Origin of the sequence: Nocardia terrae (assembly GCF_009760405.1) — a bacterium.
GTDB lineage: Bacteria > Actinomycetota > Actinomycetes > Mycobacteriales > Mycobacteriaceae > Nocardia > Nocardia terrae.
Map to the genome: position 1 here is coordinate 1559875 of NZ_WRPP01000001.1, position 22511 is coordinate 1582385.

Annotated in this window: 19 protein-coding genes; 9 read left to right on the plus strand and 10 right to left on the minus strand. The window is 68.5% G+C overall.

The window, feature by feature from the left end; translation table 11 throughout:
* Nucleotides 1-90 precede the first annotated feature (90 nt).
* Nucleotides 91-567, plus strand: a complete 477-nt coding sequence (nrdR, locus tag GPX89_RS07190; protein WP_157355837.1) for a transcriptional regulator NrdR — start codon at nt 91-93, stop codon at nt 565-567.
* 163 nt (nt 568-730) lie between these two features.
* Here nrdR and hrpA read toward each other — a convergent pair whose 3' ends face one another.
* On the minus strand, nt 731-5146 hold the full coding sequence (gene hrpA / locus GPX89_RS07195; RefSeq protein ID WP_157355838.1) for an ATP-dependent RNA helicase HrpA: 4416 nt from the start codon (nt 5144-5146) through the stop codon (nt 731-733).
* A gap of 138 nt (nt 5147-5284) precedes the next feature.
* Between hrpA and GPX89_RS07200 the strand changes: the two genes are divergently transcribed.
* Nucleotides 5285-5914: a Pr6Pr family membrane protein gene (locus GPX89_RS07200; protein ID WP_198347285.1), complete on the plus strand. Its 630-nt coding sequence runs from the start codon at nt 5285-5287 to the stop codon at nt 5912-5914.
* Here the strand turns inward: GPX89_RS07200 and GPX89_RS07205 are convergent.
* The 3 genes from GPX89_RS07205 to GPX89_RS07215 form a co-directional block, all read right to left on the minus strand.
* A complete protein-coding gene (locus GPX89_RS07205) occupies nt 5906-6391 on the minus strand; it encodes a GNAT family N-acetyltransferase (protein ID WP_235946683.1) in 486 nt (161 codons plus the stop codon). The genes GPX89_RS07200 and GPX89_RS07205 overlap by 9 nt on opposite strands.
* Nucleotides 6392-6704: 313 nt before the next feature.
* Nucleotides 6705-8003, minus strand: coding sequence for a DUF1003 domain-containing protein (locus GPX89_RS07210; protein WP_157355839.1), 1299 nt, complete (start codon nt 8001-8003; stop codon nt 6705-6707).
* Between the two features lie 115 nt (nt 8004-8118).
* On the minus strand, nt 8119-9636 hold the full coding sequence (locus GPX89_RS07215; protein ID WP_157355840.1) for an APC family permease: 1518 nt from the start codon (nt 9634-9636) through the stop codon (nt 8119-8121).
* 265 nt (nt 9637-9901) lie between these two features.
* Here GPX89_RS07215 and GPX89_RS07220 point away from each other — a divergent pair, with 265 nt between their 5' ends.
* The 4 genes from GPX89_RS07220 (at nt 9902) to GPX89_RS07235 (ending at nt 15101) form a co-directional block, all read left to right on the plus strand.
* Nucleotides 9902-11362: an APC family permease gene (locus tag GPX89_RS07220; protein WP_157355841.1), complete on the plus strand. Its 1461-nt coding sequence runs from the start codon at nt 9902-9904 to the stop codon at nt 11360-11362.
* A 5-nt stretch (nt 11363-11367) separates the two neighbouring features.
* The gene (locus GPX89_RS07225) at nt 11368-12096 is read left to right on the plus strand and encodes an IclR family transcriptional regulator (protein ID WP_157355842.1); all 729 of its coding nucleotides are present in this window, start codon (nt 11368-11370) and stop codon (nt 12094-12096) included.
* A 131-nt stretch (nt 12097-12227) separates the two neighbouring features.
* On the plus strand, nt 12228-13268 hold the full coding sequence (locus GPX89_RS07230; RefSeq protein WP_198347286.1) for an ATP-binding protein: 1041 nt from the start codon (nt 12228-12230) through the stop codon (nt 13266-13268).
* A 3-nt stretch (nt 13269-13271) separates the two neighbouring features.
* Nucleotides 13272-15101 (plus strand): vWA domain-containing protein, encoded by a 1830-nt coding sequence (locus tag GPX89_RS07235; protein WP_157355844.1) that lies wholly within the window; start codon nt 13272-13274, stop codon nt 15099-15101.
* Nucleotides 15102-15106: 5 nt separating this feature from the next.
* On the opposite strand, the gene GPX89_RS07240 is transcribed toward GPX89_RS07235, so the two are convergent.
* Nucleotides 15107-15295, minus strand: a complete 189-nt coding sequence (locus tag GPX89_RS07240) for a hypothetical protein (RefSeq protein ID WP_157355845.1) — start codon at nt 15293-15295, stop codon at nt 15107-15109.
* A gap of 196 nt (nt 15296-15491) precedes the next feature.
* Here GPX89_RS07240 and GPX89_RS45330 point away from each other — a divergent pair, with 196 nt between their 5' ends.
* The gene (locus GPX89_RS45330) at nt 15492-16100 is read left to right on the plus strand and encodes a DUF5134 domain-containing protein (RefSeq protein WP_157355846.1); all 609 of its coding nucleotides are present in this window, start codon (nt 15492-15494) and stop codon (nt 16098-16100) included.
* A 147-nt stretch (nt 16101-16247) separates the two neighbouring features.
* The gene (locus GPX89_RS07250) at nt 16248-17474 is read left to right on the plus strand and encodes an aminotransferase family protein (protein ID WP_157355847.1); all 1227 of its coding nucleotides are present in this window, start codon (nt 16248-16250) and stop codon (nt 17472-17474) included.
* A 98-nt stretch (nt 17475-17572) separates the two neighbouring features.
* Here GPX89_RS07250 and GPX89_RS07255 read toward each other — a convergent pair whose 3' ends face one another.
* Complete coding sequence (locus tag GPX89_RS07255; RefSeq protein ID WP_328601584.1) at nt 17573-19135, minus strand: MFS transporter; 1563 nt, start codon at nt 19133-19135, stop codon at nt 17573-17575.
* A gap of 126 nt (nt 19136-19261) precedes the next feature.
* Between GPX89_RS07255 and GPX89_RS07260 the strand changes: the two genes are divergently transcribed.
* Nucleotides 19262-19627: a VOC family protein gene (locus tag GPX89_RS07260; RefSeq protein ID WP_157355848.1), complete on the plus strand. Its 366-nt coding sequence runs from the start codon at nt 19262-19264 to the stop codon at nt 19625-19627.
* 27 nt (nt 19628-19654) lie between these two features.
* Here the strand turns inward: GPX89_RS07260 and GPX89_RS07265 are convergent, their stop codons facing one another.
* The 4 genes from GPX89_RS07265 to GPX89_RS07280 all read right to left on the minus strand — a co-directional run bounded on the left by GPX89_RS07265 (nt 19655) and on the right by GPX89_RS07280 (nt 22427).
* Nucleotides 19655-20353 carry a PhzF family phenazine biosynthesis protein gene (locus GPX89_RS07265; RefSeq protein WP_157355849.1) on the minus strand — a complete coding sequence of 233 codons (699 nt, stop codon included), beginning with the start codon at nt 20351-20353 and terminating at the stop codon, nt 19655-19657.
* A gap of 21 nt (nt 20354-20374) precedes the next feature.
* Nucleotides 20375-21124: an HNH endonuclease family protein gene (locus GPX89_RS07270; RefSeq protein ID WP_157355850.1), complete on the minus strand. Its 750-nt coding sequence runs from the start codon at nt 21122-21124 to the stop codon at nt 20375-20377.
* Nucleotides 21125-21258: 134 nt separating this feature from the next.
* Nucleotides 21259-21798, minus strand: a complete 540-nt coding sequence (locus GPX89_RS07275) for a carboxymuconolactone decarboxylase family protein (protein WP_328601585.1) — start codon at nt 21796-21798, stop codon at nt 21259-21261.
* Nucleotides 21799-21839: 41 nt separating this feature from the next.
* Nucleotides 21840-22427 (minus strand): peroxiredoxin, encoded by a 588-nt coding sequence (locus GPX89_RS07280; RefSeq protein ID WP_157355851.1) that lies wholly within the window; start codon nt 22425-22427, stop codon nt 21840-21842.
* Nucleotides 22428-22511: the final 84 nt, after the last annotated feature.

The following is a 22511-nucleotide window of genomic DNA, read 5'->3' on the forward strand; positions in this document are numbered from 1 at the left end:
CGGACGTCGCGGACCTCGTTTGCCACGGTATCCTCGAGATTGCTTAAGGTTTTCAGTCAATCGAACCCAGGCATCGACGAAGGATCCCGGATGCATTGCCCGTATTGTCGTCATCCCGATTCGAGGGTGGTCGACTCACGTGAAGCCGAGGAAGGCACCGCCATCAGGAGGCGGCGTGCCTGTCCGGAGTGTGGGCGCCGGTTCACCACTGTCGAAACCGCGATTCTGTCGGTGGTGAAGCGCAGCGGCGTCACCGAACCGTTCAGCCGCGAAAAGGTCATCCGCGGTGTCAGCCGCGCCTGCCAGGGCCGCGAGGTCGACTCCGACGCCCTCAACCTGCTCGCCCAGCAGGTCGAGGATGCCGTGCGCGCCAAGGGTTCCCCCGAGGTCCCCAGTCACGAAGTCGGCCTGGCCATCCTCGGCCCGCTCCGCGACCTCGACGAGGTCGCCTACCTCCGCTTCGCCTCGGTCTACCGATCCTTCAGCTCCGCTGAGGATTTCGAACGCGAGATCGCCGAAATGCGCCAACACCGCGCCGAAAAATCCATAGCCGCCGCCACCAAGTAACTCCCGCCCATACTCGACGATCGTGTCCCCGGACACGCCGGGAGGACGACGCGGCCGAGAATCGGGGAGGCTGGAAGGTGAGGCCGGGCTCCCAACCCGGCCAGCCCCTCTCCCTGATCCAGGCGTCTTTTGTCTTTTGGTTCTTCGGGTTTGACGCGGTGGCTCAGCGCGGCGGCTGAGGTGGGCGGCGGGCCGCGTCGATGGCCTTCTCGATCCGCTTGGCCGAGACCGCGTACGGCGTCCCGAGCTGCTGCGCAAACAGGCTGACCCGGAATTCCTCGATCATCCACCAGAGTTCGAGGATGTCCCGGCCACCCCGCCGGTTCTCCGGCAGCCCGGCGAGCAGACGGTCGTACGCCGCGTGGACGCGATCCAGTTCGGCCATACCCGCGCGATCACGGTTCGCAGCCGCGGGCAGGGCCTCGAGGCGCAGGCGTGCGGCTTCGAGATACCGGGGGAGCTCTCGCAAACGGGCGCTGCCCCATTCGGAGATGAAGCCGGGGAAGATCAGCTCGTCGAGCTGATGAGTGACGTCGTCAGTGGCGTCAGGATCACGAGACTCGGCGAGGGCGGCGCGCAGTCGGTGCGCCTCGGCGAGAACCGGAACGACGGAGCGGACGATATTCGCAACGGCCGTAGTGAATTTCGGCCGCACCTTCTCGACGAGCGCCTGGAACTGCTCGGGGCTGCGAACCGGCCCACCGTTGGCGGCGATGAGCTCATCGGCCGCGCAGGCCCGGCAGTCCTCGACCAGCGCGTCGAGGGACCCGTACGGATTCTGGCTCAGCGCAAGGCGATCGGTCGGCGGCAGACCCGCCGTCACGGCGCGGGTGTTCGTGGTGATCGTGCCCAGCAGCAGGGCGCGGGTGCCGGTGCGCATGGCCGTGGCCTGTGCCGCCGGTGAACTGAGCACGCGCACGGCGACACCGTCGGATTCGGCGACCAGGGCCGGGTAGCCGGTGATGGTCTGCCCGCCGACCTCGCGCTTCACCGCCGACGGCAGCGTACCCAGCGACTCCGAGGTCCACACCGTGGCGGGCGCGCGCTCGGCGGCGGTATTGGCCCGAGCCACCGACCTCGAAACCTGATCGGCCAGCTTGGTTTTCAGTTCCGCCAGGCTCTTGCTGCGGGCCACGATCTCACCGGCGGGGTTGACCGCGGCGAAGGTCATGCGCAGATGGTCGGGTAGCCCGGCGGGATCCAGGTGCCCGGGGGTAATGGTCACCGAGCCCAGCTGGGACAGCTCCCGTGCCAGCCCCGTGCGCAGCGGCTCGGCGCGCGGGGTGAGCCGGTCCAGCGCGGCCTTGGCGAAGTCCGGCGCCGGAACGACGGTGCGGCGCAACTGCTTCGGCAGCGTCTTGATGAACGCCGAGGCCAGTTCCTCGCGCATGCCGGGCACCAGCCAGTCGAAGCCGACCGAGCGCACGTGCGCCAGCTGGGCGATCGGAATGTGCACGGTCACACCGTCATCGGCCTGCCCGGGCTCGAATTGGTAAGTGAGCGGGAAGGTCAGCTCACCTTGACGCCAGCTGTCCGGGTAGGCGGTCGGATCCAGGACCGCCGCATCCTCGTTCACCACGGTGGAGGCGGTGAAGTCCAGCAGGTTGGTGTCGGTGCGCTGCGCCTTGCGCCACCAGCTGTCGAAATGCCGCACCGACACGATGTCCGGCGGAATCCGCTTGTCGTAGAAGTCGAACAGCACCTGATCGTCGACCAGGATGTCGCGTCGCCGCGCCCGATGCTCGAGATCGGCGACGTCCTCGAGCAGTTCCCGGTTGCGCGCGAAGAACTCGTGCTTGGTCTGCCACTCGCCCTGCACCAGCGCATGCCGGATGAACAGCTCCCGCGACAACTCCGGATCGATCCGCCCGAAGTCCACGCGCCGCTGCGTCACCAGCGGAATTCCGTACAGCGTGACCCGTTCGTACGCCGCGGCCGCCCCCCGCTTCGCCGACCAATGCGGCTCGGAGTAGGTCCGTTTCACCAGATCGCCCGCGAGCCGCTCGGCCCACTCGGGTTCGATCCGCGCCGCCGTCCGCCCCCACAACCGCGAGGTCTCGACGAGCTCCGCGGCCATCACCCAGCGCGGCGGCTTCTTCGCCAGTGACGACCCTGGGAAGATCATGAACTTGGCATTGCGAGCCCCGAGGAACTCCCGAGTCTCCGCCTCCCGCACACCGATATGCGAGAGCATGCCCGCGAGCAGCGCCTGATGAATCCCCGTCACATCCCAGGGCAGCGAATCATGGTCCAGCCCAGCCTTGGCCGCCAGCGATTCCGCCAGACCCGAACGCCCGCCAGAGGCGCCCGATCCGGCTCCGGCGCCCGCGACCCGTCCGGCTGCCGCGGCGGAACCCGCGCTGCGCCGCGCGGCCGTGCCGCCGTGATCGGCTCCCGAACCGGCGTCATTCGCGGCCTCCGTGCCGCCGCGTCCTCTGCCAGAGGTCGTGCCGCGGCCGGAGTTCGTCTGTGTGCCATCATCATTGGTGCGAGAGCCGCCCCTACCGCGCCGATTTCGTGCGGTTCGGTCGCCTGTTCCGGCTGCTTCGCGGTGATCGCTGGACTCGACGCCATCGGTATGCCCGGCATTTCCGCCGCCGGTCCTGCCCCGGCGGTTGCGGCCATCTCTCCTCACGCTTCCGTCGTCGCCGGAAGTCGCCGCGGTGCGGTCGAATTGGGCGTCGGAGCCTTCGGTGTTCCAGCCGAGGCCGCGGGTGATGGTGCGGAGTTGGCCGTGGAGGTCCTGCCATTCGCGGATGCGGAGGTAGTGGAGGAACTCGTCGCGGCACAGGCGGCGGAACTGGTTGGAGGACAGGGCGTTGCGCTGTTCTCGCAGGTAGTCCCACAGGCGCAGGTAGGACAGGAAGTCGGAGCCCTCGATGGTGAAGCGGGCGTGTTTGGTGTCGGCGGCCTGCTGGTGTTCGACGGGGCGTTCGCGGACGTCCTGGATGGACAGGGCGGCCACGATGATGAGGACCTCGGCCAGGCAGCCGCCGCGGTTGGCCTCGACGAGCATGCGGGCCATGCGGGGATCGACCGGGATCTGCGCCATTTCGCGGCCGATGGGGGTCAGGACCAGTCCGGCGTCCGGGATGTCCTGGCGGCGGCCGGTTTCCGCGTCGGCACGGCCGAGCGCACCCAGCTCCTCGAGCAGTGCGATGCCGTCGCGGATGGCGCGGCTGTCGGGGGCCTCGACGAACGGGAAGCTCTCGATGTCGCCCAGGCCGAGCGCGGTCATCTGCAGGATGACGGCGGCCAGATTGGTACGCAGGATCTCCGGTTCGGTGAACTGCGGCCGGGATTCGAAGTCGTCCTCGGAGTAGAGCCGGATCGCGATGCCGTCCGCGACACGGCCGCATCGACCCGAACGCTGCCGCGCCGAGGCCTGCGAGATCGACTCGATGGGCAGCCGCTGCACCTTGGTGCGCATCGAGTAGCGCGAAATGCGGGCCGTGCCGGGGTCGATGACGTACCGGATGCCGGGCACGGTCAGCGAGGTCTCGGCCACGTTGGTGGCCAGCACCACGCGCCGCCCGGTGTGCGACTCGAACACCTTGTGCTGCTCGGCCGCCGAGAGCCGCGCGTACAGCGGCAGGATCTCGGTGCGCGGCAGGCGCATATCGCGCAGCGAGTCGGCGGTGTCGCGGATCTCGCGCTCACCGGACAGGAAGACCAGGATGTCGCCGTCGCCCTCGGCCTGCAGCTCGCGCACCGCGTCGCCGATGGCGTCGGTGGGGTCGCGGTCGACGATCTCGGTGTCCTCATCGTCGGGATCCTCCGAGGTGACCGGAATCTCCAGCGACAGTGGGCGATAGCGGACCTCGACCGGATATGACCGGCCCGACACCTCGACAATCGGTGCGGGCGTGCCCTTCTCGTCGCTGAAGTGCCGGGCGAACAGTTCCGGGTCGATGGTCGCCGAGGTGATGACGATCTTGAGGTCGGGCCGCTTGGGCAGCAGCTGCTTCAGATACCCCATCAGGAAGTCGATATTGAGGCTGCGTTCGTGCGCCTCGTCGATGATGATCGTGTCGTAGCGGCGCAGCAGCCGGTCGCGCTGGATCTCGGCCAGCAGGATGCCGTCGGTCATCAGCTTGACCAGGGTGCGGTCCGACGCCTGATCGGTGAAGCGGACCGTATAGCCGACCACGTCGCCCAGTTCGGTGCCGAGTTCCTCGGCGATGCGCTCGGCGACCGTGCGCGCGGCCAGTCGCCGCGGCTGGGTGTGGCCGATGGTGCCGCGGATCCCGCGGCCGAGTTCCAGGCAGATCTTGGGTAGCTGGGTGGTCTTGCCCGAGCCGGTCTCACCGGCCACGATCACGACCTGGTTCTCCGCGATGGCCTTGGCGATGTCGTCGCGGCGCGCGGAGACGGGCAGCTGTTCGGGATACCGGATGGTGGGCACGGCGGCCCGGCGGGTCTCGACCCGGCGCGCGGCGGCGTCGATGTCGGCTTCGAGGTCGGTGAGATCGCCGCCGCGGGCCTTGTCGAGTCGGCGACGCAGTCGATGTTCGTCGCGGATCGAGAGATCGGCCAGGCGGGAACGAAGCTCGCGAGAGGTGGCGGCGGTCCTGGTCATTGCACCGTCAACGATAGCGAAGAGTCGGTCCGGGCCGGTCGGCGCGGTGTCCGGCGACCCGAAACGGTGATTGCCGTAAGGATGCTCGAATCGGCGTATTGTCCGCATTTCCGCCGTCCGGCATGCGAATATCGGGGAATGAACGGCGTTGCGGTACATCCGCTGTGGGGTCGGTTGCTCCTGTTGGCGGTCGCGGTCCTGGATATCGCGGCAGCCGTGTGGACCGCCACCCACCTGGCGGCCGGCGGGACCATCGGAAACTTCTTCAGCTACTTCACGATCCAATCGAACCTGATCGTCATCGCGGTCTGGATCGGTATCGCACTGTTCGATCCGCAGGGCGAGCGCTGGCAGCTCGCTCGCTGTGCGGCCACGCTCTACATCCTCATCACCGGTGTCGTCTACACGGTGCTGCTGCAGAAGGTCGCCGTCGGCATCATGTACCCCTGGACCAATGACGTGTTGCACCGGGTGACCCCGCTGGTCGCGCTCGCCGACTGGTTGCTGGTACCGGCCGCGCTGGGCATCAGTGTCCGGCTGATCGGCTGGCTGCTCGCCTATCCGCTCGTCTACGGCGTGTACACACTGATCCGCGGACCGATCGTCGACTGGTATCCCTACCCGTTCATCGATCCGCGCGGTCAGGGCTACGGCCCGATGGCGATCGGACTGGTGTTCCTGGTGATCGCGTTCGTGATCCTCGCGGTCGCCGTCATCACCCTCGGCGCGATGGCGAGCCGGTGGCGCGCACGCCGCGCGTCAGCCTAGCGCCAGGGTCATGAACACACTGTGCGGATCTTCGCGGTAGTCCGAGAAGGGCCCGCACTGCTCGAACCCGTATCGCTCGTACAGCCGCACCGCCGGCAGATAGAACTCTGACGCCCCGGTCTCCAGGCTCAATCGCTCGAACCCGCGCGCCCGCGCCTCATCGATGAGGTGCCGCAACACCTGTGATGCCACCCCGCGCCCCCGGAAACCCGCCGCGGTCCGCATCGACTTGATCTCTCCGTGCGTCGGATCCAGTTCCTTCAGCGCCCCGCACCCCGCCAGCCGGTCGCCCTCCCACGCCGACCAGAAGGTGATGTCCGGTTTCCGCAGCCCGTCCAAGTCCAGCGCGTGCATGCTCTCCTCCGGCGAGTTTGCCAGCATTTCCGCCACATGGGCCTCGAGCAGCCCGATCACCTCGGCCCCGGTGAGATCGTCGATCACGATGCGCATGCGGCCCAGGCTATCGCCCGAGATCATCGCGGTAATCCACTGACCGACCGCGCCAACCGGCCGACCTCCCGTGCCCTTCCCGCCGTAGCCGTCGGCGTTCGGCGCGCACAGCGGTGACACTCGTTGTGGCCGGACGGGTTTCGGGAGCACTTCGCGGTACCCGGTTCGACTGTTCGGAACGTCGTGGGGCGAACCGCAACGTGCACTTTCCGAGGGTGCCAGCGCGGGGCGTCGGATACGTGCACGGCGCACCGAAGCACTGAAAGACGGCCCGGTGACCGCAAGGCGCCGGGCCGTTGCCAATTCTCCGGATCCGATTCCCCGGCCGCAGCGGGACTCCCTAGCTGCCGCGCAGGACCTGGAAGCCCGCCCGCGCCACCACGCCCGGAATGCGCCGGGCGGCCTGCAGGTGCCGCATGCGCGCGGTCTCGGGCAGCTCCTCCCAGGGCAGCGGCTCGGCGTCGTCGACGTCCTCGGGGTCGATGGTGCGGCGGGCGACGCGATCGGCGATCCAGCGCCGGTATTCCAGGCGGGCCAGCGCGCGCACCTCCTCGTCGTCGAGGTCGGCGCTCAGCGCCGGGTCGACGGTGGGCACCATGAAACAGCCGATGGCGGCGAGGTTTTCGCCTATGCGACGCGCCTGCGCCCGGTGCTTCTCACGCGCCCGATCGGTCAGGTCCTCCCAGCGGCGCAGGGCGGCGGCCTCCGGCGGAACCTCGCCGGTGGTCATGGCCGCGTGCACACGGGCCTGGTGGTCGAGGCGTTCGCGGGTGTCGTGCACCGCCTGGCCGAGCAGCTCGGTGACCTGCCGGGTGACGTACCCGGTGAGGCTGTCGAGCACGCGGTCCTGCGCGTCCAGGCGCGCCTTCATGCGCCGGCACTCGTGCAGGATGGCTTCGGCGTCGAGGAAGGTCTGCTGTGAGCGGCGATCTCCGGTGCGGCCCAGCACATCCTGGCCGACCATGATCACGATCATGAACACCAGCTGGGCCAGCGTCGACAGGAAGGACATGAACGCGAACGGGTACGGGTCGATGGTCTGAATCCCGGTCTCGGCCAGCAGGATCCACACCGCCTGCGAGCCCAGCGCCAGATAGAACCCCCACACGCTGCCGAGCTTCACGGTCAGCCAGGCCGCGATCCGGCCGTTGACGCCGATCGCCTGGTCGGCGGCCTGCGGCGGGTGCTGCACCCGGTGGCGTTCGATCCATGGGTGTTCGCTGGTGTCGAGCAGGCTCAGCCCGCGGCTGAGCACCCGGTCCTGCCGGTCCAGATGCGCCTGCAGATCGGCGACCTGATGGAAGATCGCCTCGGCGTTCTCGTAGGTCTGCACGGCCCGGCGGTCGGCCGCTCCGCTGAGCACCCGCTGCCCGACCAGGATGACCAGGCACAACACCAGCTGCGTGACATTGTTCAGAAACAGCAGGAACGGAAAGGGATACGGGTCGGCGTGCCGCAGCGGCCCCCAGGTGGCCAGCGCCATGTAGACGGTGAACGCCAGCAGCGCCGTGTACAGCGCGGGCATCGAGCCCACCCATCTGGTCAGCACCGCCGCCACGGCATCGTTCACCCCGACCCGTTCGTCGGCGATCGATACCGGATTCGCGCGCCGTTGCCGGATCCGGCTGTCGATGCTCACGTCGTAGGTCCCTCCAACCCGCAGTCCTGTGGCCGCCCACTGTAGTTCGGGTTCGCGGGAATGCCGAAAGGGCCATTCCGGGAGAGGAGTACCGGAATGGCCCTGTCACAGGGAGTCAGCGTTCGTGTGTTTCCTCCAGGACGGTGCGGCCCACGAGGGCGTAGCGGTCGGGGGAGCGGCGCTTGAGATATTCGGCGAAACCGAAGCCGCCCAGGGCGATCGCGGCGACGAGCCACGGGGTCGCCTTCAGCACCAGGGAATCCGATTCGGAGCCCGCGGCGGTACCCATATTGAGGACCAGCAGCAGCACCACACCGATCACGGCGAGCCCGCCGACCAGCGGGGCGACGAAAGTCTTGAACCAGTGCCGGGTTTCGGGGTGGTTGGTGCGGAAGTAGGACCACACCGCGAAGGAGCACGCGGCCTGGACCACCAGGATGGCCATGGTGCCCAGGATCGCCAGCAGCGTGTAAGTGCCCGCGTAGGGATCTTTTCCGGCGATGCCGAAACCGGCCACCAGCGCGATGGCGACAACCGTCTGCACCAGACCCGCGATGTGCGGCGAACCGTGCTTGGGGTGGGTGCGTCCGACCGTCCGCTTGAGGACCGGGAACACGCCCTCACGTCCGAGCGCGTAGAGGTAGCGCGCCGCGCAGTTGTGGAAAGCCATGCCACAGGCCAGCGAACCGGTCATCATGAGCCACTGCATGGCGCTCACCGCCCAGTGCCCGACATAGGTCTGGGTGGGGTGGAAGAAGACGTCCATCGGATTGTCGGAGCCGGCCAGCGCGGCCGATTCGTCGAGGCCGTTGCCGGACATGGCCATCCACGAAACGAACACGTAGAACACACCCACGCCCAGCACCGCGATCATGGTGGCCTTGGGGATGATCCGCTTGGGATCGCGCGACTCCTCGCCGTACATGGCCGTCGATTCGAACCCGACCCACGACCAGAACGCGAAGAACAATCCCAGCCCCGCCGACGGCCCGGTGAACGCGTTGACCGGGTTCAAGGGCGCGAACGAGAACCCGTGCGGCCCACCGCCGTGCAGGGCCACCGCGACACCCATGACCGCCAGCACCAGACATTCGGTGCCGAGCAGCACCACCAGGAACTTCTCGGCAACGGCCACCCCGAACCAGGTGCCCATGGCATTGATCGCCAGCATGACGATCGCGAACACCCACCACGGCACGTGCCAACCGAACTGTGCCGAAACGGTATTCGCGCCGAAGCTGGAGAAGATCCCGACCAGCGAACCCTCGAACACCATGTAGGCGAAGGTCGCCAGCAGCCCCGACGCCAGACCGGCCGAGCGGCCCAGCCCGAAGGAGATGAAACCGTAGAACGCGCCGGTCGCGGTGATGTGCTTGCTCATGGTGGTGAAGCCCACCGAGAACACCGCCAGCACCACCATGGCGATCAGAAACGCGGCGGGCGTGCCCTTCCCGGTCCCCGCTGAGATCATGAACGGCACGTTCCCGGTCATGGCGGTGATGGGCGCGGCCGTGGCGATGGCCATGAACACGACGCCGAGCAAACCGACGGCATTGGCTTTCAACCGATGTACGCCGTCGGGCGGATCGGTGGCGGTGGGTGCGGCGGTGGCGCGGTCGATCTGCTGCGTCATGGATCCGTCTCTCTACTGCGCCCGCCCCCGAATCCCCGGGTGGCGGGTTCATTTCCAATGCAGCGGAACGGTAGGGGCGGTCTGTAACGGCGGCGGGCGTGCGACGGTGACCGTCGGCGAGAAAGCCGCGAGAGTTTTCTCTCGCCTCGTGACAAGCCGCTGTTACCGGCGTTTACGTCCGCGCAATACCGATCGGCGACGCTGTGGGCGACAGGCGTCGGCGACGCCGTGGCAACTTGTGTGAGCAAGAGAAAGGCGTGCGCGGATGAGAGCGGCCCCGTCGAGCCCACCCCCGGTGGCCGACCGGTCGCCCCTGCGCGGATTGACCCGGCGCGAACTGCCTTTCGTCCCGGTGTTCGCGCAATCGGTGGCGGCCATCGCGCCGTCGGGAACCGCGATGGTCACCCCGGCCTTTGTCATCGGCGCCACCGGCGGCGGGGCGAGCGTGGCCGTGTTCCTGGCCGCGGCACTGCTGGCGTGGGCGGTGGCGCTGGTGATCCGGCCGATGGCGCAGCGCCTGGCGGTGACCGGCGGGCTGTACACCTATGTGGCCAAGGGGCTCGGCCCCGGTGTCGCGGTGCCGGTGGGCTGGTCGGCGATCGTCGGCTACGCCAGCGTGAGCGTGTCCGGGCTGATCTCGGTCGGCATCTACCTGGATCAGATCGCGGTCACCGCGGGCCTGGCCGGATTCGGCGGCACCGCGACGATCGTGGGGCTGCTGCTGATCGCGGCGGTGGTGGCGGCGGTGCTCATGGTGCGCGGCATCCGCCTGTCCGCCTCGGCGACACTGCTGGTGGAATGCGTCTCGGTGGTGACGGTGCTGGCGCTCATGGGTTATCTGCTGACCCGCGGCGCGCCCGCCGCGCACGCCTTCGAATGGCACGGCGGCACCGGCACTCTCGCCATGAGCGCGGTCGTGGCGTTCAGCGCCTTCGTCGGATTCGAGAGCGCGACAACCTTGTCCGCCGAGGCGTATCGGCCGTTCCGCTCGGTGCCCAGGACCCTGGTCTGGACACCGGTCGCCGCGGCCGTCATCTACCTGATCGCGGTCGCCGCGCAGGCGGTGGCCCTGGCCGTCGCGCCGCCGGGCACGGCCGCGAGCTCGACACCGGTCACCGACATTCTGCTGCAGGACAATTCGCGATTCCTCGGCGCGGTCCTGGACCTCGGCGTGGCGGCCTCGTTCTTCGCCTGCACGGTCGCTTCGATCAACGCGCTGGTGCGGGTGCTGTTCACCATGGGCCGCGAGGGCATCGCGCCCACGGCGGTCGGGCGCGCGCACCCGCGGTTCCGCACACCCGCGCCCGCCATCCTGTTCGCGGTGGGCGCGGTGACCGCCTGCGCGGTGTGGTACCTGCTCTCGGGAGCCGAACCGCAGGACGGGATCCGGAGCTTCCTGACCCTGAGCGCCCTGGGCTACCTGGGCTCCTACCTGCCCGCCTGCCTGGCAACACCGGCGCTGCTGCGGCGCATCGGTGAGTCCAGTCGTGTCGTGGCGGTCCTCGGCTCGGTGACCGCGCTGCTGCTCGGAGTGCTCATGGTCGCCGCGGCCGTCTCGGCCCGCAGCGACAATGTCACCGTGGTGATCGCCTACGCCGCCGTCATGGCCGCCGCCATCGCCTACACCGTCGCGCTGCGCCTGCGCGCGCCGGATCGCTTGCGCGGCATCGGCATCTACGACGAGCCGCGGCCCGAAGACCTGCTGCCGACCGTGACCTTCCGGTAGCCGCGATGAAGGATGCCCGCCGCACCAATACCGTCTCCAACTCCATCGCCATCCTCGAGGCGGTCGCCGACTGCGGCGTCGGGGTCACCGCCAAGGAGATCGCCGAACGTCTCGGCATCGCCCCGGCCACCGCCTACCGCCTGCTCAATTCCCTGGTCGCCGACGAATACCTGGTGCGCACCGCCGACCTGCGCGGGTTCGCCCTCGGTGCGCGGCTGCGCGGTTTCGCCGCCGCGATCAATGTGCCGCCGGTCTCCACCGCCGCCCGCGCCCTGCTCGACGAGTTCCGCGCCTCCACCCGATTCGCCGTGCACCTGATGAACTTCCGCCCCGCCGCCGTGCAGGTGCTCAGCGAGGATCCCGACCATCCGCTGCCGGGCGAGCGGGAACTGTCGCGCCACCTGCACGCCTCCGCCGCGGGCAAGCTGCTGCTCGCCTCCCGCACCGAATGGCGCACGCTGGTGGCGCATCCGGTGCGCATCGCGGCCCGCACCAAGGTCGACCACGCCGCCCTCGCCGGGGATCTGCAGGCGGTGCGCGACACCGGATATGCCAGGGCCGCAGACGAATTGGTGCCCGGCATCGCGTGCCTGGCGCTGCCCATCTACAACGGCACCGGCACCCTCGAGGGCGCGCTGTGCCTCACCGGCCCGAGCAATCGCCTGCCCGCCTTGGAAACCCACCGTGATCCGGCCCGCGATTGCGCGGCCCGGCTCGGCCCGCTGCTGTACTGATCACGATCGCTTCCGGTCCACCGTCACGAAAAATCGATGGCCGCCACCGGGTGTCCGCTCCTAACCTGGGACGACCGCCTCGGCTACGGGCGGTATCGACTCGAAAGGACCAATTGGAAGCGACTGTCACGGTGACTCCGGATCAGTTACCGGAGCTGCTGCTGCACGTCGCGGTCGTGCGTCCGGTATTCCTGTGGGGAGCGCCCGGAATCGGAAAGAGCTCGCTGGTGCGGGCCTTCGCCGACGCGCTCGGACTCGAATGCGTCACCTTGCTCGGCACCCAGCTGGCACCCGAAGACCTCATTGGGGTGCCGCAGATCGTGGACAACCGCAGCCGGTTCGCGCCGCCGGAGATGATCGCGCGGGAACAGCCGTACTGCCTGTTCCTCGACGAACTCAATGCCGCGCCCGCCGAAGTCCAGAAATCCTTCTACTCCCTGATTCTCGATCGGCGCGTGGGCAACTACGAACTGCCCGCCGGATCGGTTGTCATCGGGGCCGGTAACCGCGCCACCGACAACGCCCTCGCCCGGCCCATGGCCTCGGCGCTGGTCAACCGCATGGTGCACGTGCACCTGCGCGCGGACGTGGACGACTGGCTGAAGTGGGCCAGCAGCAACGACATTCATCCCCGGGTGATCGAGTACATCATGCAGCGCCCCGACCACCTGTGGTCGCAGCCGCCCAAGACCGAACAACCGTTCTCGACCCCGCGCGGCTGGCACATGCTCTCCGACGCCCTGCACTCCTACGGCGAGGACCTCGACGACACCGTGCTGTGGGTGCTCGCGTCCGGAATCCTCACCACCGCACACGCTTCCGGCTTCCGCGCCTTCCTGAAGACAGTGCGCCACGCCTTCGATCTGGAGGCCGTCATCAAGGGTGACTCGGCCTGGCCGCGCAATCCCGCCGACCGCGACCTGCTGTACTTCCTGTCCGAGGCGTTCCGGGCCCGGCTGATCAAGGAACTCCCGGAATCCAGAGACCACGCCTCGCCCGGTGTGAAGCGATTCTCGATGCGTGCCAAGACCATGCTCACCGAGCTGGCCGAGATCTCCGTGGAATGCGCGCAATTGGTGATCGCCTCCGACGACAACGGGCTGCCCGTGCTGCCGTCGTGGTTTCTGGTCGAAGTGACCCGCGATCTGCCGCGACTGGCGGCCCGGAGATAGCCCATGGCCGGACGCTCGAATCGTAAGCGCGGCAGGGTGGTCGACCCGTGGCAGGAACACCGCGACAACGGGTGGAAGCAGGTGGCCGACCATGCCATCTTCCGCCGGATTCGCAATGGGCTCGCCGACGCCGACGGACATCTGCCCGATGACGTGTGGGCGATCATCTCGCCATCCGGCACGCTGTTCTACAACGCGAAGCGCCGTGCCACTGCCGACGAATGGGCCTGGGTTTTCGCGCATTTGCTGCTGCATGCCGGATTCGGCCACCTCGATCCGCGCGGCGTGCCGGAGCATTCCGTCGAGCCGAACGTGTTCGCGCGCACATGGCTCAACCCGCCGAGTCAACCGCATCCGGTCTATCGTGCCGTCTGCTGTGTGTTGGTCGATCAGTACCTGCGGTCGCTGAAGATCGGCTGTCCGCCGATCGATCTGCCGCCCGCACCCGGCAGCACCGATGAACGGGCGCTGGCGGAACGATGGCGGCAGACCAGTGTTCCGGATCTGTACCGGCGTAGCGAGTATCCCGATTTCTTCATCGGCACCGCGAAGGAGGCCGAGATCCGGGATCATCGATCGGCCTTCGCGATCGGTATCGGTGACGCCGCCCGCGATGCGCTCGAAACAGCCGGACGCGACGTCACCCGCGGGCAAGCGCAGACCCTGCGAGTCTGGGACCGCGCCCTCAACTGGTTCGTCTCCGCGTATCCGTTGCTGGGTGCGCTGGCCGCCGGGATGAAGATCGTCGCCGAGGCGGATGTGGCTCGCGGCTGGGACATTTCGATCGCGGCGGTCAATGCCGAGGCCGCCGAGATCTACATCAATCCGCTCGTCACGCTCTCGGGCGAGGAGTGGAAATTCGTTCTCGCGCACGAGATGCTGCACGCCGCCCTACGGCACGGTGAGCGCGCGGGCTGGCGTGATCACTACCTGTTCAATGTCGCCTGTGACTATGTGGTCAACGGCTGGCTCGTCGAGATGGGGGTCGGGCAACTGCCCGAGGGTCTGCTCTACGACCCGCAGCTGAAAGGTCTTTCCGCCGAACAGGTCTACGACCGAATCTCCACCGATCTGCGTCGGCTGCGCAAGATCGCCACCGTGCGCGGTCGTGGCAAGGGCGACATCCTCGGTGAGCCGCTGCCGCACGGCAATACCCCGGGCCGCTACCTGGACCTGGACGAGTACTACCGCAACGCCATGAGCACCGGATTGGCCTATCACCTGTCCAGCGGCCGGGGCCTGCTCCCCGCCGGACTGGAACAGGCGATCCGCGCCCTCGACCAGCCCCCGCTGCCCTGGGATGCCCAACTGGCGCAATGGTTCGACGAGCACATCCCGGCGGTGGAGAAGCGCCGCAGCTACGCCCGCGCCTCACGGCGTCAGTCCTCGACACCCGACATCCCGCGCCCGGCGTGGGTGCGGCCGGAGGAATCGGTGCGGCTGCCCACGTTCGGCGTCGTGCTGGACACCTCGGGCTCGATGTCGGTCGAACTCATGGGAAAGGGGTTGGGCGCGATCGCTTCCTACGCCATGGCCCGCGACGTGTCGCGCGCCCGGGTGATCTACTGCGACGCGGCCGCCCACGACGCGGGCTATCTGCCCGTGGACGAGATCGCCTCCGGTGTCCGCGTGCGCGGTCGCGGCGGCACCGTGCTGCAGCCGGGCATCCGCCTGCTCGAACGCGCCGACGACTTCCCGCCCGACGGCCCGATCCTGGTCATCACCGACGGCATGATCGACGTCCTGCGCATCCGCCACGAACACGCCTACCTGATTCCCGCCGGTGCGTCGCTGCCGTTCCGCCCCCACGGACCGGTCTTTCGAATTCGCTGATCCGGTCAGCGCTTCCGGCCGCGCTCGGCGACGCTGGCCTCGAGCGCGCTGAGCCGGGCGTCGAACCCGCGCATCTCCTGCAGGATGCCCTTCATGGCCTCGGTCATCTGCTCGACCGAATGGCGGAGCAGGTTCAGGTTCGCTCGTAGGTCGGCTATGGGGTCGATCGCTTCGGCGTTCGGGCGCGGGCGCATGGGGGCACTCCTCTGTTCATTCGTACGCGTGGAAACCGTCCCAGACGACCACCCCCGAGTGAATCGGCCGGTCTATCGGTCACCCAGTGGCGGTGCCGGGGCGGGGGATTCGGCAGTGCAAGGGCGGGAGCATTCGGCGGCCCCGGTGTCACCATGGAGATGGGAGGCCGGTCGCCGCGGTGAGAGGTGGTGGGGTGTGGCGGTGTTCGTCGAGCAGTACGGGGTGCTGCGATGGAGCGCGGTGATCGCCTTCTGCCTGGCCGCCGCCCTGGTGGTCGCGCGGTTGGGGCAGGGCCGGTTGTGGGTGAGCGCGGATCGGGAGTCCGATGCCGCGCATCTGGTGATGTGTCTGGTCATGTTGGGAATGCTGGTGTTTCCGACGGCCGTCGACCCGCACGCGGTGCGCGGGGTGCTGACGGCCATGGTGGTGGTGTACACCCTGGTGCTGGGAGAGCGAATGCTGCGGTGGCGCAGCGGGATCGCGGACGTCGACGGCAGGGGAGGGCCGGCAGGCGCGTTCGTGTATCACGTGGTGGCGGCCGCGGCCATGTTGTATGCGATGAGCGGGCACGGGTCGCACGGGCACGCGATGTCCGGGCACGGGGGGCCCGCGCCCGAGCCGATGCTGGCGCTCGCGGCGCTGTTCGCGGCCGACGCGTCGCTGATGGTCGTGCCCTGGTTGCGGCACCGGTTGCCACGAGTGTTCCCGCACCCGATGGGGTCGGCCGGAACGCTGGCCGTCGTGCCGCACGTGGTGATGGATCTTGGTACCGCCTACATGCTGCTCGCCGTCGCGGTCGCCTGATCCCGGGGCCCGTTCGACCTGATCACCGTCGTTCTGGTGAGATGGTGAGGGTAAGGCGTACTTCCGCATTCGCTCCAGCCATGCGCCGGATCGAGGACGGCTGCGCCGACTGCGTTTTTTGGTAACCGGGTGAGAGAGGTGCGCTGGATGGGTTCGCTGTGGCATGGCTTCGCCGATATGGGTGCGGTCGAGCGTGACGGGGCCTTCGTGGTTGCCCGTGGCGAGGGCGCGTACATCTGGGACGAGGGTGGCACGCAGTACCTGGACGCCACCGGTGGCCTGTGGTTCGCGAATGTCGGTCACGGCCGGCGCGAGATCGCCGAGGCGGTGGCCGCGCAGCTGACCCAGGTCGCGCACTACTCCAACTTCGGTGACCTGGTCTCCCCGGTGACCCGTGATCTGGCCGAGCGGCTCTCGGCGCTGGCCCCGGTGCCCGGCAGCAAGGTCTTCTTCACCTCCGGCGGCTCCGACGGCGTCGACACCGCCGCCAAACTGGCGCGGCGCTACTGGCAGGAGATGGGCCGCCCCGAGAAGACCATCCTGGTCGGCCGTCAGAAGGCGTATCACGGCATGCACGTCGGCGGCACCTCGCTGGCCGGCATTCCGGTCAACGGCGAGGGCTACACCGGCGTCTTCATGCCCGACACCCGCACCATCGAATGGGATCAGGCCAAGGCGCTGACCGCTCTCATCGAGGAGCTCGGCGCGGACCGGATCGCCGCCTTCTTCGCCGAGCCCATCATCGGCGCGGGCGGTGTCTACCTGCCGCCCGAGGGCTACCTGACCGAGGTCCGCAAGATCTGCCGCGACAACGACATCCTCTTCGTCGCCGACGAGGTCGTCACCGGCTTCGGCCGCATCGGCGGATCCTGGTTCGCCTCCTCGCGTTTCGGCCTCGAACCCGACCTCATGACCACCGCCAAGGGCCTCACCTCCGGCTACGTCCCCATGGGCGCGGTCTTCATCGCGCCCCACATCGCCGAGCCCTTCTTCTCCGGCGGCACCTGGTGGCGTCACGGCTACACCTACGGCGGCCACGCCGGCGCGGCCGCCGCGGCCATGGCCAACCTCGACATCTTCGAGCGCGAGAACCTGCTCGACGCCAGCAAGAACCTCGAATCCCTGCTGCATGAGCACTTCTCGCCGCTGGCCGACCACCCCCGCGTCGCCGAGGTCCGCAGCGGCCTGGGCGCGGTCGCCGCCGTCCAGCTCGCCGACCCGGCCGAAGCCCTCCCGTTCGTGAAAACCCTGCGCGTCCACGGCGTCTCGACCCGCGCCGCGGGCCAGGGCGCTCTCCAGATCTCCCCGTCCTTCGTCATCACCGAGGCGCAGGTCGCCGAAATGGCGGATCGCTTCAGCCGCGCCCTGGGCTGACCGAGCGCGACCTTCGTCATCCCGGCATGCTGTGGACCGGATCCGCGGCAGCCGCAATGGCTTCCGGGCGAGCGCGGGCCGGGATGACGGGATGGAGCTCAGTCGTGGCCGTGGCTGCCGGATAGCTCTCCGGCGGGTACGTGGCGCAGCCGGGCCACGGCCAGCACTCCGACCGCGATGGCCCCGACCGCCGCCACTCCGGCGGTGATGTGGACGCCGTGGATGAAGGCCGCACGGGCAGCCGCCAGCACGGCGGTACCCACATCGTGCGGCAGCGTCGTCGCGACCTGCACCGCCTCGCCGAGGGTTTCGCGGACCGAATCCGCACCCGGCAGCTGCTGTGGGAGCGAGTCGGAGAGGTCGGCGCGGTAGATCGCCAAGCTGATGCTGCCCAGGATCGAGATACCCAGTGCGCCACCGAGTTCCGCGCCGGTCTCCGAGACTCCCGACGCGGCTCCGGCCTGCTCCGGCGGGGCCGAGCCCACGATGAGCTCGGTGGTGATGCCGAAGACCGGGGCCAGACCCAGGGCGATGAGCAGGGAAGCGATCACCGCGAGCAGCGGGCCACCGTCGACCGAGAGACGGGTGAGCATGAGCAATCCGAGTGCGGCCAGGATCATTCCGCCGCCGATCAGATAGGCGGGGCGGACGGCGCGCACGAGGTGCGGGGCGGCCTGCGAACCGACGATGAAGCCGACGCTGGACGGGGCCATGGCGGCACCGGCCTGCATCGGCGTCAGATCCAGCACCAGCTGGAAGTACTGGGCCACGAACAGGAAATAGCCGAACGCCACGAAAATGGCGATCACATTGATGCCCAACGAGGTTCGAAACGCGCCGAGCCGGAACAGGCTCAGGTCCAGCATCGGGTCGGGGCGAGTGCGCTGACGGCGCACGAACAGCGCGCCCGCCGTCAGACCGACGGCGACTGCGATGAGCGGCAGCGTGCCCACACCGTCCTGGGCGACCTGCTTCATGGCCAGCACCAGCGAGATCATGGTGACCACACTCAGTGCGGCGCTGATCAAGTCGAGCCGCCCGGCCTCGGGGTCGCGGAACTCCGGCAGCACCCGGGGACCGAGGATCAACAGCAGCACCATGACCGGGACGGCCAGCAGGAACACCGAGCCCCACCAGAAATGTTCCAGCAGCACACCACCCAGCAGCGGGCCCACCACGCCACCGGCGGAGAACGCGCTCACCCAGGTGCCCACGGCCAGCGAACGCTGGCGGGGATCGCGAAACATGTTGAAGATCAACGACAGTGTCGAGGGCGCGATGGTCGCCCCGGCGATGCCCAGCAGCGCCCGGCACCCGATCAGGAATTCGGCGGTGGGGGAGAAGGCCGCGACGACCGACACGACCCCGAACAGCGCCCCGCCCAGCAGGAGCAATCGCCGGCGCCCGATGCGGTCGCCCAGCGTGCCCATGGTGATGAGCAGACCCGCCAGCATGAACCCGTAGACATCGATGATCCACAGCAACTGCGTGCTGCTCGGATGCAGCGTCTCGCTGATCTGCGGCACGGCCAGGTGCAGCACCGTCAGGTCCATGGCGTACACCAGGCAGGCCAGCGCCAGCACCCCGAGACCGATCCATTCGCGTCGCCCCGCCCGGTCGGACCGCTCGGGGGCAGCCGGTTGCACGACGCTGGAGTCCACGGCGAACGATCCTTTCGAAAGTGGGTGAGCCTGGGCCGATGACGACGGCCGGAGCTCCACCCTCTCATCGCCCACCGGCGGACGCGCAACCGAATTTTCGTCCGCTACCCGCGGTAAGCTGCGGAAATGGCTGAGTTCGAGAGCTATCGGGCAAATCTGGAGGTGGCCGACCTCACGCCCACGGTCGACTTCCTGCGCGATGTTCTGGGCTTCACGGTCGAGGTGAACGAGCCCGCGATGGGATTGGCGCTGGTCCGCCGCGACCGTGTCGGGCTGGGCATCGTCCGCACGCCGAATCCCGCCGTCAACGAGACGACCGCCGGGTACGTCGGCGTGGCGGATGTCGATGGGCTTCATGCTCACTGCGTGTCACGCAAGGCCGATATCGTTACCGGCCTCACCGAACATCCTTGGGGCCTGCGTGATTTCGTGCTGCGCATTCCCGGCGGCCACCGGATCGCGTTCGGGCAGCGAATCGGCCCGGCCGAATGATCGACCGGGCCGGGCGGGTGAGCGGAGCTAGACGACGATCGGGTGGTCGGCGACCACACGCCCGCCGACGCGGGCCCACCCGTCGGAATCCCATTCGGTGAAGATCTGCGAGCCCTCGCCCTGGGTGATGTTCAAACCGCGGGTGAGCAGCGCGGTGAGGCGGATGGCCGCCGCGCCGGTGGCCTGATCCTCGGGAACTCCCATGGCGGGTGCGAACATTCGCGCCCGCACCGCGCCGCGCGGCTCGTCGGTCCAGCCCCAGCAGTAGTGCTTGCCCTCGGGGAAGTCGGCCGGGTCCAGGGTGGCGATCGCGGCGGCGTCCTCGAACTGGTGGAATTCGAAGTTCGGCGCCCACTCGGCGCGGGCCCGCGCCCAGGTGATGCCGTCGGTGGTGGCGACCTCGACCGGTCCGGCGGGCACGTCGATGATCTTCACCGGATGCCGCTGATCATTGAGCCACCAGGCGGTGCCGACGCTGGGATGCCCGGCGAAGGGCAGTTCCACCTTCGGGGTGTAGATGCGCATCTTCACGCGCTCGGTCGCCGGGTCCGGGTCGTGGACCACCACGGTCTCGCTGAAGCCGACCCGCGCCGCGAGCGCCTGATGGTCGGCGTTCTCCACCGCGGAGTACCTGGCGATGCCGAGGGGATTGCCGAAACGCCCGGCCGGGTCGGTGAACACGCGCACGACTTCGATTTGAGCGCCATCGCTTTCCGGAACGGTCATGGCAAGCGAGCTTACCCACAGTTATCCATTCGCGGGAGGCCCGCAAGTGTCGAGCATGTCACTCAGGGCGCTGCGCTCGGTGGGCTGCACGGTCAATCCCCAGCGCGATTTCACGCTCACCCACCGGCGCGCGTAGTCGCACCAGTAGCTCTGGCGCGGCTTCCACTGATCCGGTGTCTTGGAACCCTTGTCCTGGTTGGCCTGCTTCTGCACCGCCAGCAGATTGCCCACATCGTTGGCGAACGCCTCGCGCTGTCCGGGATTCCACTGCGAGGCGCCCGAGCGCCAGGCGTCGCCGAGCGCCACCACGTGGTCGATCTCGATCTGCGAGGCTTTGAAACGGTCGTAGGGCAGCCGCTCCCCGGTATACGGATCGACGAGCGTCCCGGCCAGCACCAGGCACGAATTGCTGTCTCCCAGACGCGTTTCGGTGAGATCGCGCTTCATCACGTCCTCGCGTGCGGTGCAGCCGTCGCGCAGCACCACCTCGCCGCCGCGCCCCGACCAGCCCGGCCCGAAGGAATTGCGCTGATAGGACTCCCAATTGCGGTTCCACGCGACGGTGAGCCGATCGAGTCCCGTGCGCGCCTGCGCGGGATCGAGCAGCCGGGTGCCGTCGGGATCCCCGGTGGGCGGAGCGTCCGCGCGCGGCTGCTCGTGCCGGTTCAGGTACAGCGCCGTGCCGCCCGCGGCGACCGCGACGAGGATGACCGAAGTGGCGAAGAGCCTGCGCCAACGACGCCGGGCGGTGGTCCGGGAGCGCAAGGGCATGCGGGGGAGTCTAGGGCGGCAATTCCGGCGATCCGGTCATTGTTGCCGACCGGTGACCCGATCGCAGCAATCTGTTGGCAAATGAGAAAGGGGCCGTACACCTCGCGGTGTGCGGCCCCTCTCGCGAGAGTCGATCAGACCCCGGCGGTCGCCAGCGCCTCGGTCGAGGTCACGGCCTGGCCGACGCCAGCCACGATCGCCGCCGCGCGCAGCGCCTCGAAGATCACCTCGCGCGACACGCCCGCCTCACGCAGCGTGTGCTCGTGCGCCTCCAGGCAGTGCCCGCAGCCGTTGATCGAGGAGACCGCGAACGACCACAGCTCGAAATCGACCTTGTCCACACCGGGATTGCCGATGATCTGCATGCGCAGTCCCGCCCGCAGATCGTCGTAGCGGCCCCCGAGGAACGCCTTGCCGCGGTAGAACACATTGTTCATACCCATGATCGACGCGGCGCCCAGCGCGGCGTCGTACGCCTCGGCCGACAGCGCGTCGGCGGCCTCCTCGGCGATCTCACGCAGCGTGGTGGCCGAGCGGGTGGCCGCGGCCGTCGCCAGCAGGGTGCCCCAGAGCTGCTGCTCGGTGAGCACGGTGGTGCGCGCCAGCGAGGACAGGTTGAGCTTCAGATCCTTGGCGTACTCGGGTAGCGAGTTCTTCAGATTGTCGATGGTCACGATGAAATCCCTTGGTGCCTCGGGCGGAGCTGTCGGATGCCTTAAACGGAAGCGGTCATGAGCTCGCCGGCCTGGATGGTCGGGTCGCCCTTCTTCCAGTTGCAGGCACACAGCTCGTCGGACTGCAGGGCGTCGAGCACGCGCAGCACCTCGTCGACATTGCGGCCCACCGAACCCGCGGTGACCGACACGAACTGGATCTCGTTGTTCGGGTCGACGATGAAGGTCGCGCGGTCGGCGACGCCGTCGGCGTTGAGAACGCCGGTGGCGGCGGCCAGTTCGCGCTTGAGGTCGCTCAGCATGGGGAAGGGGAGGGTCTTGAGATCCTCGTGCTGGGCGCGCCACTGGAAGTGCACGAACTCGTTGTCGACCGACGCGCCGAGCACCTGCGCGTCGCGGTCGGCGAACTCGTCGTTCAGCTTGCCGAACGCGGCGATCTCGGTGGGGCAGACGAAGGTGAAGTCCTTGGGCCAGAAGAAGATGATGCGCCACTTGCCCGTGTAGTCGTCGCTCGAGATCTGGGTGAAGTAGTCGTCGGGCTGCTGAGCGTTCACCTTCGAGAGATCACCGCCGATGACAGCCTTCAGGTTGTAGGCGGGGAACTGGTCGCCGATGGTCAGCAGGGTCATGCGCGCTCTCCTCATATGTTGTCGTGCCGATTGTGTCGAGACGTATATATGATTTCCGAACTGCGGTGAGAGGTAAACGTGATC

Bases quoted from the DNA above. Each gene is read 5' to 3' on its own strand.
- nrdR (WP_157355837.1), top strand. From the start codon at position 91: ATGCATTGCCCGTATTGTCGTCATCCCGATTCGAGGGTGGTCGACTCA.
- hrpA (WP_157355838.1), bottom strand. From the start codon at position 5,146: ATGACCAGGACCGCCGCCACCTCTCGCGAGCTTCGTTCCCGCCTGGCC.
- GPX89_RS07200 (WP_198347285.1), top strand. From the start codon at position 5,285: ATGAACGGCGTTGCGGTACATCCGCTGTGGGGTCGGTTGCTCCTGTTG.
- GPX89_RS07205 (WP_235946683.1), bottom strand. From the start codon at position 6,391: ATGATCTCGGGCGATAGCCTGGGCCGCATGCGCATCGTGATCGACGAT.
- GPX89_RS07215 (WP_157355840.1), bottom strand. From the start codon at position 9,636: ATGACGCAGCAGATCGACCGCGCCACCGCCGCACCCACCGCCACCGAT.
- GPX89_RS07220 (WP_157355841.1), top strand. From the start codon at position 9,902: ATGAGAGCGGCCCCGTCGAGCCCACCCCCGGTGGCCGACCGGTCGCCC.
- GPX89_RS07225 (WP_157355842.1), top strand. From the start codon at position 11,368: ATGAAGGATGCCCGCCGCACCAATACCGTCTCCAACTCCATCGCCATC.
- GPX89_RS07235 (WP_157355844.1), top strand. From the start codon at position 13,272: ATGGCCGGACGCTCGAATCGTAAGCGCGGCAGGGTGGTCGACCCGTGG.
- GPX89_RS07240 (WP_157355845.1), bottom strand. From the start codon at position 15,295: ATGCGCCCGCGCCCGAACGCCGAAGCGATCGACCCCATAGCCGACCTA.
- GPX89_RS07250 (WP_157355847.1), top strand. From the start codon at position 16,248: ATGGGTTCGCTGTGGCATGGCTTCGCCGATATGGGTGCGGTCGAGCGT.
- GPX89_RS07260 (WP_157355848.1), top strand. From the start codon at position 19,262: ATGGCTGAGTTCGAGAGCTATCGGGCAAATCTGGAGGTGGCCGACCTC.
- GPX89_RS07265 (WP_157355849.1), bottom strand. From the start codon at position 20,353: ATGACCGTTCCGGAAAGCGATGGCGCTCAAATCGAAGTCGTGCGCGTG.
- GPX89_RS07270 (WP_157355850.1), bottom strand. From the start codon at position 21,124: ATGCCCTTGCGCTCCCGGACCACCGCCCGGCGTCGTTGGCGCAGGCTC.
- GPX89_RS07280 (WP_157355851.1), bottom strand. From the start codon at position 22,427: ATGACCCTGCTGACCATCGGCGACCAGTTCCCCGCCTACAACCTGAAG.